This window comes from Nocardia amikacinitolerans, from assembly GCF_900215415.1.
GTDB lineage: Bacteria > Actinomycetota > Actinomycetes > Mycobacteriales > Mycobacteriaceae > Nocardia > Nocardia amikacinitolerans.
In genome coordinates this window covers 24,897-38,672 of the sequence record NZ_OBEG01000006.1, presented here as the reverse complement: position 1 = coordinate 38,672, position 13,776 = coordinate 24,897, and the positions used below count along the sequence as shown (strand labels likewise).

Below are 13,776 nucleotides of genomic sequence, written 5' to 3'. Positions count from 1 at the left end.
GATGTCCTGGCCACCCAGCGCGACGGCGGGCCCGGCGTGACCGCGTTGGTTCGTGGCGAGAACCGGCCCGCGCCCGCCGACCGGATGACAGTCACCGTCACCTGCACCGCACCCGTCGACGTGTCCGCGCTGCTGCTGAACGCGGCGGGCCGGGTGCGGTCCGACGGCGATTTCGTCTTCTTCAACCAACCCGTCGGGCCCGGCGTCACCTACCGGCACGGGCGCGGCGCGGGCGACATGGTCGACGTGCGGACCTCCGCGCTGCCCGCCGACGTGGACAAGGTCGTCGTGACCGCCAGCCTGGACGGCAGCGGCCCGCCCACCTTCGCGGGCGCAGGCTCGCTCACCGCGACGATCGGATCCGATTCGGGCACGGTCACTTTCCCGATGACCGGCCTCAGCACCGAGACGGCCGTCGTGTGCGTGGAGATCTACCGCCGCGGCGGCGCGTGGAAGATCCGCGCCGTCGGCCAGGGCTACGACGACGGGCTCGCCGGGATCGCCAGGGCGTTCGGCGTGAACGTCGACGACGAACCCGCACCGCCCGCGGCGTCCCAGGCCGCGCCGTCGTCCGCGTACGGCTCACCCGCCGCGCCACCCCCGGCGTACCCCACCGCACCTCCACCAGCCTCCGGTGGATACGGCGCCCCGACCTCGGGCCCCGCGTACGGCCCGCAGACAAGTCCGCCCCCGGCATACCCGGCCGCACCCGCACCGTCCGGCGGCTACAACGCCTCGGGCCCCACGCACGGTTCGCCGACAAGCCCGCCCCCACCGTCCGGCTACAGCGCCCCGCCTTCGGGCCCCGCTTACGGCCCGCAGACAACCCCGCCTCCGACTTATCCGAACGCGCCGGCGTACGGCTCACCCGCGAGCCCCACCTCCCCTCCGCCCGGCGCGATACCTCCCCCGCCGATGTCGACACCCCAGCAAGGAGCGCTGCCGATGCAGAGCGATCTGTTCAACCCGAGTCACGCCGAGGTCGGCGGTGTCGGCATCCAGAAACAGGGCGGCAAGATGGTCAAGGTCGGCCTCGCGGGCGAGGTCATGGCTCGCGCCGGGTCGATGGTCGCCTACCAGGGTGAACTCCAGTTCCAGGCGCTGGGCTCCGGCGGCATCGGCCGCGCCATCCAGCAGCGGCTGACCGGCGAGGGCGTTCCGCTGATGAAGGTCTCCGGCCGCGGCGACCTGTTCCTGGCCAACGCCGCCGCCGACGTGCACATCATCGATCTGGACGGCAGCGACGGCCTGACCATCAACGGCGCCAATGTGCTCGCCTTCGACTCCACGCTGCGCTACGACATCAAGATGGTGCAGGGCGCGGCCGGATTCGCGAGCAACGCCGGGCTCTTCAACTGCGTGTTCACCGGACGTGGCCGGATCGCCATCACCACCCACGGCACGCCGGTGGTGCTGAACGTCGACCAGCCGACCTACGCCGATCCGCAGGCGGCGGTGGCGTGGTCGTCGAGCTTGCAGACGGGCATCAAGCGCAACGAGTCGTTCGGTCTCGGCAGGCTGATGGGCCGCAGCACCGGCGAAGGCCTGACGCTGGCGTTCTCGGGCCGCGGCTTCGTCATCGTGCAGCCTTCGGAGCTGCCGCCCGGCGGGTTGATCGGCGGCGCGGGCGGCGGGCAGCAGGCCGGGCAGAGCGGCGGCGTGCTCGGCGGCCTGTTCGGCTGAAACGGCCCGTCGGGCCGATCCCGGCCGCCGTGCTCACCGGATGGGAGCGCGGCGGCCGGGGCCGACATTCGACAAACTCACAACAGCAGCGAGCGCCGCTGATCCGCCAGCGTCGCCCACACCACCTTGCCGACCGGCCAGCGCGGCGCGCAACCCCACGCCCGCGCCAGCGAGGCCACCACGTGCAAACCGAACCTGGCCGGATGCCCGGCGGCCGGTTCACGCAACATCGCCTCTTGCGGATCGGCGTCGGCCACCGCGATCGTCAGCGAGTTGCCCTGGCATTCCAGGCGCAGCAGCAGCTCGCCGAAGGCGTGCAGCAGCGCGTTCTCCACCAGTTCGGTGGCCACAAGCAGCGCGTCCGTGCGGACCGGGCCGACCTCCCAGCGATCGCACACGCGGGTCACGAACTGTCGGGCGTGCATCGAGGAGACCGTGCTCGGCGCCAGTTCGATCGACGCCTCGCGCCGCGGCGGCGCAGGTGGCAGGCTCCGCAGCGCGTCCTCGATGGACGGGAACGTCGGCACCCGATGCCTGGCCGCGACGGTCGCCGTCGGGTTCGCCAGCCCGGCGGCCACCAGCACGATCGGCACGTGCGGCCAGTCGCTGACCCGCACCCGGGCGGACGCGCACGCCGTCGCCACCGCGTCCTCGACCAGATCGAGATCGTCGACCACCACGATCACCGCGCGCGGCCGCTCGACGGCGTACCGCACCAGGTCGTCGCCGAATCGGCGGTATCCGTCCCAGTCCAGCACTCCGCTCGGCCGGAGAACCGTGCAACCGGCCAGTTCGGAAGGGCGCCAAAGCAGTGCGCCACGACGGGACCCGGACATCTGCCCTCCATCCGCCCCGCGCCGGTCGGCGGCGCGCGAGCGGTGGCCTATCCCGCTCACGCCGTCGCCAGCTGCGCCTGCCACATCCAGTGCAGCTGCTCGAGGCGCGCGGCGATCTCGATGAACAAATCCTGGGTCACCGGATCGGCCTTCTCGGTGGCATCGATCCGCTCGCGCAGCCGGGAGATCACCGCGGCAAGGTTGCCGACCACCGCGTCGATGACGTCGGTGTCCTGCTGCCAGCCGTCGGGAAAGCCGATCGCGCCGGACTTCTCGGCAACGGTCACGGCCCGTCCGTCCGGGCTCACGCCGACCGCGGTGGCGCGCTCGGCCGCCGAATCGGTGAACTCGCGTGCCGCGGTCACCAGTTCGTCCAATGCCAGATGTACCGAGCGGAAGTTCCGGCCGATCACGTTCCAGTGCGCCTGCTTGGCGATCAACGAGAGGTCGATCAGATCGACCACGGTGCCGCGCAGGGCATCGCCCGCGATGCGCTGCTGTTCCGGATCGAGGGTGCTCGTGATGGGCTGAGTCATCGCTCGTGCCTTTCTCGTCGTCGGTCCGTGTCAACGACGGGCTACCCAGCTTCGCGGCGTCGAATCGGACCGGCGCCCCTTACTCCGGCGCGATGCGTTGGTGCAACGTGAGCAACAGGTGATCGAACTCGGTCTGCACCCCGGGGCGCACCGGCGGCAACGTGCTCAGTTCGGTGAGCAGCCGCGCGGCGAGGGTGCGCAGTTTGATGTTGGTCTCCTGGGACCGCCAACGCAGCACGCGGAAGGCCTGATCGGCGTTGATGCTGTAGACGCTCATCAGGACGCCCTTGGCCTGCTCGATCACCGCGCGGGCCTCGAACAGTTCGGGCAGCGCCTCGTCCAGTGTCTCCCTGCGTTGCTCATCGATGGCGTCGGTGAGATCGATGTAGTAGCCCGCGGTGCCGATGGGGTGGCCGTCGCCGTCGGTCATCATGTCGCCGAGCACCAGCACGGGATGCACTCGACCGGTCGTGTCGACGATGCGGTGCCTACTACAGAACGGCGCGGCGTTGCGCTGCGCGTTGGCGATCGTGTCGGCGACGAGCTCGCGGTCGGCGGGATGCTTGTGCGACAGCAACAGCTGGGTGGTCGGCCTGACGCTGCCCGGCGTGTACCCGTACATGAGGGCGACCTCGTCGGACCACTCCCAGCGCTGGTCGGCGAACCAGAAGCGGAAAGTCCCCGCGACCTGCGGACGACCGCTGCTCACCACATGCGCGACCACACCCGCGGGGGTCTCGGGGATCAGCTCATCCATGTCCGTCACGGAACAAGTATGCCCTTTGCCAGGCCGACCCCGACCTCCACAGCAAACACTTGGCATCCGGGTTTCCCGCCCGGCGGGCCGGGCACCCGGTGGGCATGGACGACAACGCGAAGCGCCCGCACACCACCGTCACCGAGAGCGATTTGCGCGACCTGCTCGGAGCGAGCGCCGACGCCTGCCTGGTGCTGCTCGAGGGTCGCGTCGAGATAGCCGAGGGCTCCGCGGAAGGCCTGACCATCGCGACCAGGGACGAGATCGCGGGCCGCGCCGGAGCCGATCCGGACCGGACCAAGTTGAGCGAGCTGGCGGCGGAACTCTCCAGCGAGATCCGGCTGCAAGGCGCCTGACACGCGCCGGTTTCCCGCCGAACGCCCCGCGATCGGCGGCGCGGAGTCGCGCCCGAACCGATGTACCGTGATTTATGGGCGTGTCTCGGCGGCAGCTGTTGCGATTCGGCGCCGCGGGGTCGGCCGCGGTGCTCGTCGGCGCGTCGGCGGCGAGCAGCGGGCGGTTCCGCACACCGCGCTGGTCGGCGGATCCGTTCACACTCGGGGTGGCTTCTGGCGACCCGACTCCGGACGGCGTCGTCCTGTGGACCCGGCTTGCGCCGGACCCGTTCGCGCCGGACGGCCACGGCGGCATGATGAACCACCCGGTGACGATCGACTACGAGGTCGCCGACGACGAGCGCTTCCACCGGGTGGTGGCCCGCGGTTCGGCCGTCGCCACCCGTGAACTCGCGCACAGCGTGCACCCTGAGGTCGGTGGACTCGCGCCGGATCGCTGGTACTACTACCGTTTTCGCGCGGGGTCGGTGATCTCGCCGATCGGGCGCACTCGCACCGCGCCGCCGCACGGACATCCGACCGCGCGCATGCGCTTCGCGTTCGCCTCCTGCCAGTCCTGGAGTTCCGGCTACTACACCGCCTACGAGCACCTCGCCCAAGAGGACCTCGACCTGGTCGTGCACCTCGGCGACTACATCTACGAGCGCGCGTGGACCCAAGGCCGCCAAGGACTTTCGCTGGGCACGGAGTTCCAGGACGAGGCGGTCGACCTGCCGACCTATCGGCTGCGCTACGCGCTGTACAAGGCCGAGCAGCCGCTGCGCGACGCGCACGCCGCGTTCCCGTGGCTGGTCACCATGGACGATCACGAGGTCGACAACAACTGGGCGGCGGGCTCGCCCGGTCTCGGTATCGACATCCATTTGATTCCCGCGCTGTTCCGTCGCCGCCGCGCCGCCGCCTTCCAGGCGATGTACGAACACCAGCCGCTGCGGCTCGCGCAGCTGCCGCGCGGTTCCGGCATGCACCTGCACCGCCGCTACCGGTTCGGCGATCTCGCGGAGATCACCATGCTCGACACCAGGCAGTACCGCACGCCGCAGGCCTGCGGCGGCAACGTCAGCGCCGGTTGCACCGATCGATTCGATCCCGACCGCACCATTCTCGGTGCCGCGCAACGCGATTGGCTGCTCGACGGCTTCGCGTCCTCGCCGGCGCGCTGGCAGATCGTCGGCAACCAGGTGGGCATGAGCCAGACCGACAGCGATCCCGGACCGGAACTGGCGGTGTCCACCGACTCCTGGGACGGATACGTGGCCGATCGCAACACCGTGCTCGGCGCGGCCGCGGACCGCGGTGTCCGCAACCTGGTGGTGATCACCGGCGACCGGCACCAGAACCACGCGGCCCACCTGCGCCGCGACTACGCCGATCCCGAATCACCGGTGGTCGCTTCGGAATTCACGGGCACCTCGATCACCAGCGGTGGCGACGGCGCGGACATGAACGACGTCGGACGGCGCCTGCTCGCCGCCAATCCCGATCTCGAGTTCTTCAACGCCCAGCGCGGCTACGTCCGGGTCGAACTCGATCACGGGTTGTGGCGCAACGACTTCCGTGTCGTGCCGTACATCCGCCGCCCGGGCGCGCCCATCGACACCCGCGCGAGTTTCGTCGTGCAGGACGGGGTGCCCGGTGTCCGGGAAGCGTGGCGTCCGGAGGCTCCCGCCGAGCCGATCCCCGGTTCCGACATCGTCGCGGGACCGACGCGGGGAACGCGCTGACGCTCAGCGGTGCGCGGCGTCGTACCAGCGGTGCGGTATCGACCAATCCCACCGCCGCGCAGCGGTGTCCGCGGCGACCCATTCGCTGTGGCAGCGGGTCGAACCGCCGACACTCGCGCCGTACAGCAGCAGTCCGCGCAACAGGTGCCGCGACAGGATGGACAGGCGCCGCCGCATCGTCACCTCCTCGTGGGTGAGGTCGGCCGAATTCGGGCCAGAATACGTGCGGGGACGGGCCCGCGGAGCCGAAATCGGCGATCGCCTCCCGGAACGATCAGCCGAGGGCGAGCGTGGCGACCGGTGTCGACGTCGGCAGCGGCGATCCGCCGGGCGGTTCGATCGTCATCGCAAGGGCGTCCGACGGGTGGAACCGCGTGATGAACGGCGCGTCCGAGGTCGGCAGCTGCGCGAGGACCCCGACCGAGCGCGGCGGGCCCTCCGGCGGCACCAGCCACAGCTGATAGGACCGTCCCTGTTCGGGCGCGGGCACGCCGGCGAAGTCCACCGTCGCGGCGCCCAGTTGCGCGGAGGTGGTCACCAGCAGCGTCCCGCCACCCTCGACCGCCGCTGCGCGGGTCCTGGTGTCGGTTTGTTCCTGCACCAGCTGGGCCGTGATGTCGGGGCTGGTCGGGACCGGCTCGCGGCCGAGGAAGACCGCCGCGCCGACCCCAACGCCCACCGCGACGACGAGCGCGGCGGCTGCCGCCAGCCATCGCGTCCCTGTGCGGCGCGGACCGTCTCCGGCGGGACCGTCGATCGCGGATAGGATCGCCGCCTCCAGTTCGGCGGGCGGCGCGACACTGTCGGTCACCGTCATCGCGGCCACCGTCTCACGGACGCCGCGGACGGTGTCGTCGAAGGCGGCGGCCGTGGTCGGGTCCGCGGCGTCGACGCGTTCTTCGATGGTCGCGCGCTCGCCGTCGGTGACAGCGTCCATCGCATAGGGGAAAGCCAGGTCGAGCAGTTCCGGGTCGGGAGACTCGGCGTCGATCAACTGGATTCACCTCCGGACAGGCAGGTCGCGAGGCGCCGCAGGCCGTCGCGGATGCGGCTTTTGACGGTGGGCAGTGGGACGTCGAGCTGGTCGGCGACCTCGCGGTAGGTGCGGCCACTGTAGTAGGCCAGCGCGAGGGCTTCGCGCTGCATGGATGTCAGGGTGCCAAGGCAGTCGAGCACGGATTGCTCGTCGAGACGCTGGCCGACCTCCTCGGCGACGATGTCGTGGTCTCGGCCCAGGTGGCTGTGGCCGTACACGATGTCGCGGTCGGCGGTGGACTGCTCGGCGCGGACACGGTCGACCGCGCGCCGGTGCGTGAGCATCATCAGCCAGCCGATGGGGCTGGCCCGGTTGCGGTCGTACGTCGCGGCCGTCGACCACGCCTGGAGGTACACCTCCTGGGTGATCTCCTCGGCCGCGGCCCTGCTGCGCGCGATGCGCATCGCGAGACCGAACACGCGGTAGCTGGTCGCGCGGTAGAAGTCGGTGAACGCGTCCCGGTCGCCGTCGGCGACGGCCGCCAGCAGGTCCGCGAGCCAGCGGCTGCGTTCGGCGGCCGTGCCTTCGGCGCGCGTGGAGCACTGCGGTCCCGCCCCGTTCGCCGCCGGGTCCCTGCGCAACCGGATGACGCCGCGTTTCTCCTCGTCATCCGACATGCTTCGACCTCTCCCGCATAAGAGGTGCTTCGCTGCGGACCGGAATTCGGATGGGTTTTGGATAACCGAGTCGAGGTCTAACTGGGTAGACTGACCTACCTAATTGGAGGTGCGGCATGGAAATATCCGGTCAGCGGCGTCGACCGGCTCGGGAGCGTCTGCTGGAGGCGGCGGCGCGGCGCTTCTACGCCGACGGGGTGGCGGCGACCGGGATCGACACGATCACCGCCGATGCGGGCGTGGCGAAGATGAGCCTGTACAACAACTTCGCGTCGAAGGCGGAGCTCGTTCGGGCGTATCTGGACGCCCGTCACGAGGAATGGCTCGGGCTGTACCGGGCGCGGCTGGAGCGTGCCGAGGGTCCGGCCGAGGGTGTGCTGGCGATCTTCGACTCCTACGCCGACCACGCGGCATTGGCGTACGAGCACGGCTTCCGGGGGTGCGGGCTGCTGAACGCGGCGGCGGAATTACCGGCCGGGGACGAAGGTCGTGCGGCGGTGCGCCGTCACAAGGAAGAGGTGGAGTCGCTGCTGCGTGGTCACCTCGAGCAGTTGCTTCCCGGGCGTGGCGAGGACGCGAAGGCTTTGGCCGAGCACCTGTCGTTTCTGCTGGAAGGCGCGATAGCGCGAGCCGGGCTGGAGGGTGGAGGCGCCCGCCTGGACCGTGCGCGCGCGATCGCCGCCGACCTGCTGGGCAAGCTGTGAACCGCGACGGTGAGGGGGCGCGCACCGGCGCCGAGGAGGTCGATGGCCGCGACAACGTCAGCCACGCGGGAGGCGGGTCTGGGTACCGGGCGGATCAGTCGGGGCGCGCCACAGCGGCGCGGCGTAGCAGGGTGAGCCGCGCGCGGTTTCCGACGGGCGCCGCGCAGCTCGGGTCGGCGCGGGTGGGTGCGGTGTGCGTGCTCGCGGCGTCGCTGCTGTGGGCCACCACCGGCACCGCGGCGAGCTTCGCCCCCGACGTGGGACCGCTCGCCGTCGGGGCGATGGCCATGGGTGTCGGCGGCCTGCTCCAGGCGCTGCTCGCCGCGGGACCGATCGCCCGCCACGCGCGGCAGTTGCGCGACCGCCGTGGCACCGTACTCGTCGGCGCGATCTCGGTGGCTCTCTACCCTTTGGCGTTCTACAGCTCGATGCGGCTGGCCGGGGTGGCGGTGGGCACCGCGGTCTCGGTCGGCATGGCGCCGCTTGCCTCGGCCGTCATCGAGCGGGTGGCCGACCGGCGAAGGCTCACGCGCCGTTGGCGATTCGGCGCGGCCCTCGGCCTGTTGGGCACTGTCGCGATCTGCGTGGCCGAAGCCACCGGCCACGCGTCGGGTCCGGATTCGGCGGGCGCCGCCGCGCTCGGGGTCGGTCTCGGATTGCTCGCCGCTTCGACCTACGCGGTGTACTCCTGGGCGGCCCATCGCCTGATCACCGGCGGGATCCGCGCCCGCGCGGCCATGGGCGCGGTCTTCGGCCTCGGCGGACTGGGTCTGGTTCCCGTCCTGATCGCCACCGGCGGGCCTCTCGTCGGCTCCTGGGGCAACGCCGCGGTGGGCGCGTACATGGCGGTGGTTCCGATGTTCGCCGGGTACGTCCTGTTCGGTTGGGGGCTCGCGCACGTCACCGCGAGCACGGCGACCACTCTGTCGCTGCTGGAACCGGCGGGTGCGGCCGTGCTGGCGGTGGTGGTCGTCGGGGAACGTCTGCCACCGCTCGGTTGGGTCGGTATCGCGCTCGTCCTCGGCTGCCTCGCCGTCCTCACCTCGCCCGCGTGGCGGGGACGCACGATGGCGCGCGCGTCCTCCGATCGCGCGCTCGAACGCGCCCGCCTGTGATCGGTCGGCGCACGTCCCGCCGGTTGTTGACCCGTGGGCGTCCGCCGCACAGTTGTCGAGCGCACTCCGGACGGCGAGGCGTACGTCGAGCCGCATGAGGTGAAAGCCGGCCTCCCGCAAGCACGGTCGCAGCGGTCGCGGTCCGTACCCCAGAACTCGGGGCGACAGCATTCACGTCGTGTCCCTGGGCCGCAGCACAAGCCAAGCCGGGGGACGTAACACCTCGGCCTCCCTGTTGGACACAGGGAGGCCGAGGTGGTGGTACAGGTTTCGCTGGAACCTCTAGGTCCGGCGGCCCCGGGATCCGCCGCTCAGGACGCCGAGGACGATGCCCCCGATGAGGGCGATGGCGCCCAGGATCCCCAGGGCGATGGGGAGGGTCTGGCCGAAGAGGGTGAGCCGGTCGAGGCTCTCCTGGGTGACGGCCAGCTGGGCATCGATGGTCTTCTCGTCGAAGACGATGTGCGACTTGAGGGCGGTGACGTCGACCTGTGTGGCGCTGCGACCGTAGAACAGGTGGATCTGCTCGCCGCCCTTGAGGACCGCGCCGGTCCTCGGCTCGACCCACACGTCGCGCGTGTTGGTGTAGAAGCGGGTCATCGTGACCGGCTCCTCGCCCTCGAGGCCCCACTTGGCGGCGGGGAGGGTGAGCTTGTTGGTCGGCGCCTGCACCACATCCCACATGTTCGTGACCGGGATGGTCTGGCGGAAGTGATAGACCGGCACGCCGTTGATCTCGGCCTCGTCCACGAAGTCGATGTCGTAGGTGGCGCGGGCGTTGAGATCGAAGTAGGGGTAGGACTTCTTCTCGGTGCCGATCGGGAAGCGGTACTGCAGACCGGCCCGTTGCGACGGGTCGGCCACCGACGCGCCCGTCCTGTCGACCGAGACGGCGATGGAACCGTTGGGGGACACCGGGATCGGCTCGCCCGTCTTGCGGTCGATGGTGACGCGGTCGATCGAGGCGGTGAGCAGACCGGTGTCGCCCTCGCGGTCGTCACGACGCAGCGTCTGGCCCGCCTGCACCGTCATCTGGTCGGCGTCGGAGGGCTCTTCGACGGTGAGGAAGCGCTGCGAGACGATCGGCACGTTGGTGTCGACCTTGGCCGAGCCCTCTGGCGAGGTGAGCGACTTCGCGTCCAGCACAAGGCTTTCCTCGCCGGGCACGCTCTTGGCGATCGTGGTGATCCGCAGGTCGAGCGGCGTCTTGGCCACCTTGCCGACGGTGTAGCTGGGAATCATGACCGCTGCCACGAGCAGCAGCGCGCCGAGACCGACGAGGAAGCAGGCGATGGTCCTGCGCCCGTTGCTCATCGGCTGCCGTACGGCATGTTGGCCGGCGACGAACCCGGGTCGACGATCGTCTCCGGGGCCGGGATCGAATTCTGTTGCGCGCCAACGGTGATGCCCAGTACGGCAACCACACCGAGGGTCGCGCCCGCTAGCCCGCTGACCAAGCCGGGAACGGCGAATTTCATAGATATGACTCCAATACGTTGCGTCGACTCAGGCGACGGTGAAGAACCCGAGGGTCGGCGCGAAGGTGCAGGTACGAGCGCCGGAATCGGCGGTCGTGGTGGTGAGCGAGCCGGAGATCACGGCGGCGACGCGGCCAGGGCCGGTGTCGACCATGGCCGACAGGGTGGCGGGTCCGTCGGTGTTGATCTCGGCCTCGCCGGTGAGCGGCTGCACACCCGAACGACGGGTGTCGAGGTTGACCCACTGCACGGTCAGCGGTGGATTCTGCACGGCCGCAGGGGTTTTGGTGCCGAGCGCGGTGAAGACGAAGCCGGTCTGGCCCGCCTTCGGTCCCGGCGGCGGCAGTTCGGCGGGGCCGGGGACGGCCAGCGCGGTGCCGACGGAATCGGAGGTCGGTCCGATGCAGCCCTTGCCGATGGTCGGGTAGAGGAACTGGGCGATCCGCGCACCGTCCGACGGCGGGAGCTCGGGGCCACCGCCACCGCTACCGTCGAGGAACGTGATGACCCGCTCCAGGGTCGCCTTGACCTGCGCGGGGATGCCGGGCGTCGCGAGCAGCGCCCGCGCCTGGGCGAGGATCGCGGCTTGTCCGCCGTCGGCGATGGGGCCGGGCGCGGAGATGGCGCCGATGATCGTCGGCGCCAGCGCGGCCAGCGCCTCGGAGGGAACGTTCTCCGGGATGGCCGGAACGGCCTGCTGTGCCGGGGCAGGCCGCGGCGCGGCCGTGCTCGGCGTCGGCGCGACGAGTGCGGCACTCGCCGCTAGTACGAGAGCGGACACAGCGGTCCGCGATCCTCGGGTGGGCAGCATATGTCAGCCGTCCTTCTTTCTGTGGGATAGGTGGAGCAACCCAGAAAGGACGTCCTTTCCCGCCGCTGCTCGAGCCCCAGCGCACCATGATGAAACAGCATCCGACCCGTCTCGAGCCAGCGTTTCGTGCGATCCAGAAAGCCGTCGGCAATACTTTGTGAATCATCACAGTCGCTCCCGATCTACTGACGGGTACGAATCGGCACCGGTCGCGATCGGCCTCGACGACCCCGAACCCGGCTGAAAAATCCCAGATCAACCGGCATAGCCGACGCTGATCGACCGACCAGAACCGCACTGGGAACGTTCACAATGCCTCGTGATCGAACGCCCTCGGCTCGCACACGCCCGCGGCGGCCCGCTCGGCGACCTCGACACCGCAGAAGGCTTCGGTCGCGGCTCGACAGGTCGGCGAACCGCGGTCGTCGAGTTGAGCGCCGCCGCAGCCGAATCCGGCCGTTGAGCATCGTTTCGTTCGCTGTGCGAGACTGCATCGGTGGCCGAAACCGCTGAACTAGTTACGAACGTTTCCGACACCGCGCGCTGGGTGGCCGCCTTCCGCGCTGTCGAATCCGCCCGCCCCGACGCGCTTTTCCACGATCCGCTCGCCGACCGGGTCGCCGGGGAGCGGGGCCGCGCCATAGCCGGCCGCACTCCGCTCTTGATGCACAACGGCTGGAATCTGGTCACCCGCACCAAACTCATCGACGACCTGATCATGAAGACCATCGAGCAGGGCTGCGATCGGGTGCTCAATATGGCCGCGGGGATGGATACCCGCCCCTACCGGCTCGACCTGCCCGCCGAATTCGTGTGGATCGAGGCCGATCTCCCCGCATTGGTCGAGGAGAAGGACAAGCTGCTCGCCGGGGAGTCGCCGCGCTGCGCGCTCACCCGCACGGCGGTGGATCTCGCCGATCCCGAGGCGCGGAGCCGGTTCCTCGACGAGGCACTCGCGGGTGCACAGCGGGCGCTTGTGCTCACCGAGGGTTTGATCTACTACCTCACCGAAGACGAGGTGACCAGCTTGGCCGCCGCGCTGGCCCGGCCGGAAATCGCTTGGTGGGCACTGGATGTCAACAATCAGGCGATTGTGAAGCGGATGAGCAAGGCCACCACCGAACTGCTCGCCAACGCTCCCTGGCACTTCGGTCCGGTCGATCCGCTGCGTTTCTTCGCCGACCTCGACTGGACGGCCGACGAGGTGGAAGCACTCACCTCGGCGGCGCACCGGTTCCACCGGCTGCCCTGGTTCATGAAACCGATGACGCTCTTCCCGCCGCCGGATCCCCGCAAGCCGATCCGAAGCGCTTGGAAGCCTTGGAGTTCGGTGGTGCGACTAACCCATGGGTAATAGCTGGCTACGTCGCCTGTCCCCCTCCGCAGGGGACGGGTCCCACAAGTTGTTCTGTTTTCCGCACGCCGGCGGCTCCGCCATATCCTTCGGGCCATTGGCCGAAGCCCTCGGGACGGATTTCGAGGTCCTCGCTGTCCAGTATCCGGGGCGGCAGGACAGAAGACGCGAACCGCTCGTTGGCAATATTCCGGACCTCGTCGACGGCCTGCTTCCCGAGCTGAAAGAAGCAGCCGAGGGCGCCGAGGGCTTTTCCTTGTTCGGGCACAGTATGGGATCCGTCGTGGCTTTCGAGGCGTGCAGGCGGCTCGAGCAGGAATCGGGGGTGAGCGCGCGGGTGCTGTTCGCCTCCGGTCGGCGCGCGCCTTCGGCCGCGCTGCCCGCGCTGCGAGTGCACCTGCTGAGCGATCGTGAGCTCGGTGAGCACCTACTGGGGTTCGGCGGCACACCGGCGGCGTTGCTCGAGGATCCCGAATTCCGACAGCTGATCCTGTCGGTCGTCAGGAACGACTATCGAGCCATCGAGACCTACGAGTGCAGTGCGGACGCGATGGTCAGCAGCCCTGTCGTCGCGCTTGTCGGTGACCGTGACCCCGATGCGAGTTTCGCGGAAATCGAGGCATGGGGCACGCACACCACCGGAAGCTTCTTCGCGAAATCGTTTCCGGGCGGTCATTTCTTCATCGATGCGAATCGGCACCCGATAGGACAGCTGATTCGCGATCATTGCGCCCGAGCGCTCTCCAGCTAGAGCCGCGACGACCGGGTG

At 70.0% G+C, this 13,776-nt stretch carries 16 protein-coding genes; 7 read left to right on the top strand and 9 right to left on the bottom strand.

Annotation, left to right across the window (positions count from 1 at the left end):
* The first annotated feature begins 36 nt into the window (after positions 1 to 36).
* Positions 37 to 1,683: an AIM24 family protein gene (locus tag CRP45_RS24765; RefSeq protein ID WP_097247235.1), complete on the top strand. Its 1,647-nt coding sequence runs from the start codon at positions 37 to 39 to the stop codon at positions 1,681 to 1,683.
* A 77-nt stretch (positions 1,684 to 1,760) separates the two neighbouring features.
* On the opposite strand, the gene CRP45_RS24760 is transcribed toward CRP45_RS24765, so the two are convergent.
* The 3 genes from CRP45_RS24760 to CRP45_RS24750 all read right to left on the bottom strand — a co-directional run bounded on the left by CRP45_RS24760 (position 1,761) and on the right by CRP45_RS24750 (position 3,812).
* Complete coding sequence (locus CRP45_RS24760; protein WP_143861537.1) at positions 1,761 to 2,519, bottom strand: ATP-binding protein; 759 nt, start codon at positions 2,517 to 2,519, stop codon at positions 1,761 to 1,763.
* 56 nt (positions 2,520 to 2,575) lie between these two features.
* Entirely contained in the window at positions 2,576 to 3,055 is a 480-nt protein-coding gene (locus CRP45_RS24755; RefSeq protein ID WP_097247234.1) for a Dps family protein, read from the bottom strand.
* 79 nt (positions 3,056 to 3,134) lie between these two features.
* Entirely contained in the window at positions 3,135 to 3,812 is a 678-nt protein-coding gene (locus CRP45_RS24750; protein ID WP_097247233.1) for a PAS and ANTAR domain-containing protein, read from the bottom strand.
* Positions 3,813 to 3,916: 104 nt separating this feature from the next.
* Here CRP45_RS24750 and CRP45_RS24745 point away from each other — a divergent pair, with 104 nt between their 5' ends.
* Both CRP45_RS24745 and CRP45_RS24740 read left to right on the top strand, forming a co-directional pair.
* A complete protein-coding gene (locus tag CRP45_RS24745) occupies positions 3,917 to 4,168 on the top strand; it encodes a hypothetical protein (RefSeq protein ID WP_097247232.1) in 252 nt (83 codons plus the stop codon).
* Between the two features lie 74 nt (positions 4,169 to 4,242).
* A complete protein-coding gene (locus CRP45_RS24740) occupies positions 4,243 to 5,892 on the top strand; it encodes an alkaline phosphatase D family protein (RefSeq protein ID WP_097247231.1) in 1,650 nt (549 codons plus the stop codon).
* 3 nt (positions 5,893 to 5,895) lie between these two features.
* Here the strand turns inward: CRP45_RS24740 and CRP45_RS34010 are convergent, their stop codons facing one another.
* The 3 genes from CRP45_RS34010 to sigK all read right to left on the bottom strand — a co-directional run bounded on the left by CRP45_RS34010 (position 5,896) and on the right by sigK (position 7,545).
* Positions 5,896 to 6,069, bottom strand: coding sequence for a hypothetical protein (locus CRP45_RS34010; protein ID WP_179831005.1), 174 nt, complete (start codon positions 6,067 to 6,069; stop codon positions 5,896 to 5,898).
* Positions 6,070 to 6,166: 97 nt separating this feature from the next.
* Complete coding sequence (locus tag CRP45_RS24730; protein ID WP_097247229.1) at positions 6,167 to 6,886, bottom strand: anti-sigma factor; 720 nt, start codon at positions 6,884 to 6,886, stop codon at positions 6,167 to 6,169.
* Positions 6,883 to 7,545: an ECF RNA polymerase sigma factor SigK gene (sigK, locus tag CRP45_RS24725; protein ID WP_097247228.1), complete on the bottom strand. Its 663-nt coding sequence runs from the start codon at positions 7,543 to 7,545 to the stop codon at positions 6,883 to 6,885. Before sigK ends, CRP45_RS24730 begins: the two co-directional genes overlap by 4 nt.
* A gap of 116 nt (positions 7,546 to 7,661) precedes the next feature.
* Here sigK and CRP45_RS24720 point away from each other — a divergent pair, with 116 nt between their 5' ends.
* Both CRP45_RS24720 and CRP45_RS24715 read left to right on the top strand, forming a co-directional pair.
* Complete coding sequence (locus CRP45_RS24720) at positions 7,662 to 8,249, top strand: TetR/AcrR family transcriptional regulator (RefSeq protein WP_097247227.1); 588 nt, start codon at positions 7,662 to 7,664, stop codon at positions 8,247 to 8,249.
* Positions 8,250 to 8,380: 131 nt separating this feature from the next.
* Positions 8,381 to 9,364, top strand: coding sequence for a DMT family transporter (locus CRP45_RS24715; protein WP_245910411.1), 984 nt, complete (start codon positions 8,381 to 8,383; stop codon positions 9,362 to 9,364).
* 282 nt (positions 9,365 to 9,646) lie between these two features.
* On the opposite strand, the gene pgfA is transcribed toward CRP45_RS24715, so the two are convergent.
* The 3 genes from pgfA to CRP45_RS24700 are packed head-to-tail and all read right to left on the bottom strand — an operon-like array spanning position 9,647 to position 11,653.
* Positions 9,647 to 10,678: a cell envelope lipid trafficking protein PgfA gene (pgfA, locus tag CRP45_RS24710; protein ID WP_097247226.1), complete on the bottom strand. Its 1,032-nt coding sequence runs from the start codon at positions 10,676 to 10,678 to the stop codon at positions 9,647 to 9,649.
* The gene (locus tag CRP45_RS24705; RefSeq protein ID WP_084482598.1) at positions 10,675 to 10,842 is read right to left on the bottom strand and encodes a DUF2613 domain-containing protein; all 168 of its coding nucleotides are present in this window, start codon (positions 10,840 to 10,842) and stop codon (positions 10,675 to 10,677) included. The genes pgfA and CRP45_RS24705 overlap by 4 nt, the downstream gene beginning before the upstream one ends.
* Positions 10,843 to 10,870: 28 nt before the next feature.
* A complete protein-coding gene (locus tag CRP45_RS24700; protein ID WP_097247225.1) occupies positions 10,871 to 11,653 on the bottom strand; it encodes an Rv1157c family protein in 783 nt (260 codons plus the stop codon).
* A 496-nt stretch (positions 11,654 to 12,149) separates the two neighbouring features.
* Between CRP45_RS24700 and CRP45_RS24695 the strand changes: the two genes are divergently transcribed.
* A complete protein-coding gene (locus CRP45_RS24695; protein ID WP_097247224.1) occupies positions 12,150 to 13,007 on the top strand; it encodes a class I SAM-dependent methyltransferase in 858 nt (285 codons plus the stop codon).
* Positions 13,000 to 13,758, top strand: coding sequence for a thioesterase II family protein (locus CRP45_RS24690; protein WP_097247223.1), 759 nt, complete (start codon positions 13,000 to 13,002; stop codon positions 13,756 to 13,758). The genes CRP45_RS24695 and CRP45_RS24690 overlap by 8 nt, the downstream gene beginning before the upstream one ends.
* Positions 13,759 to 13,776: the final 18 nt, after the last annotated feature.

Excerpts from the sequence above, each read along its gene's own strand:
- CRP45_RS24720 (WP_097247227.1), top strand. The coding sequence starts at position 7,662 with ATGGAAATATCCGGTCAGCGGCGTCGACCGGCTCGGGAGCGTCTGCTG.
- CRP45_RS24760 (WP_143861537.1), bottom strand. The coding sequence starts at position 2,519 with ATGTCCGGGTCCCGTCGTGGCGCACTGCTTTGGCGCCCTTCCGAACTG.
- sigK (WP_097247228.1), bottom strand. The coding sequence starts at position 7,545 with ATGTCGGATGACGAGGAGAAACGCGGCGTCATCCGGTTGCGCAGGGAC.
- CRP45_RS24690 (WP_097247223.1), top strand. The coding sequence starts at position 13,000 with ATGGGTAATAGCTGGCTACGTCGCCTGTCCCCCTCCGCAGGGGACGGG.
- CRP45_RS24740 (WP_097247231.1), top strand. The coding sequence starts at position 4,243 with ATGGGCGTGTCTCGGCGGCAGCTGTTGCGATTCGGCGCCGCGGGGTCG.
- CRP45_RS24755 (WP_097247234.1), bottom strand. The coding sequence starts at position 3,055 with ATGACTCAGCCCATCACGAGCACCCTCGATCCGGAACAGCAGCGCATC.
- CRP45_RS24700 (WP_097247225.1), bottom strand. The coding sequence starts at position 11,653 with ATGCTGCCCACCCGAGGATCGCGGACCGCTGTGTCCGCTCTCGTACTA.
- CRP45_RS24750 (WP_097247233.1), bottom strand. The coding sequence starts at position 3,812 with ATGGATGAGCTGATCCCCGAGACCCCCGCGGGTGTGGTCGCGCATGTG.
- CRP45_RS24705 (WP_084482598.1), bottom strand. The coding sequence starts at position 10,842 with ATGAAATTCGCCGTTCCCGGCTTGGTCAGCGGGCTAGCGGGCGCGACC.
- CRP45_RS34010 (WP_179831005.1), bottom strand. The coding sequence starts at position 6,069 with ATGCGGCGGCGCCTGTCCATCCTGTCGCGGCACCTGTTGCGCGGACTG.
- CRP45_RS24745 (WP_097247232.1), top strand. The coding sequence starts at position 3,917 with ATGGACGACAACGCGAAGCGCCCGCACACCACCGTCACCGAGAGCGAT.
- pgfA (WP_097247226.1), bottom strand. The coding sequence starts at position 10,678 with ATGAGCAACGGGCGCAGGACCATCGCCTGCTTCCTCGTCGGTCTCGGC.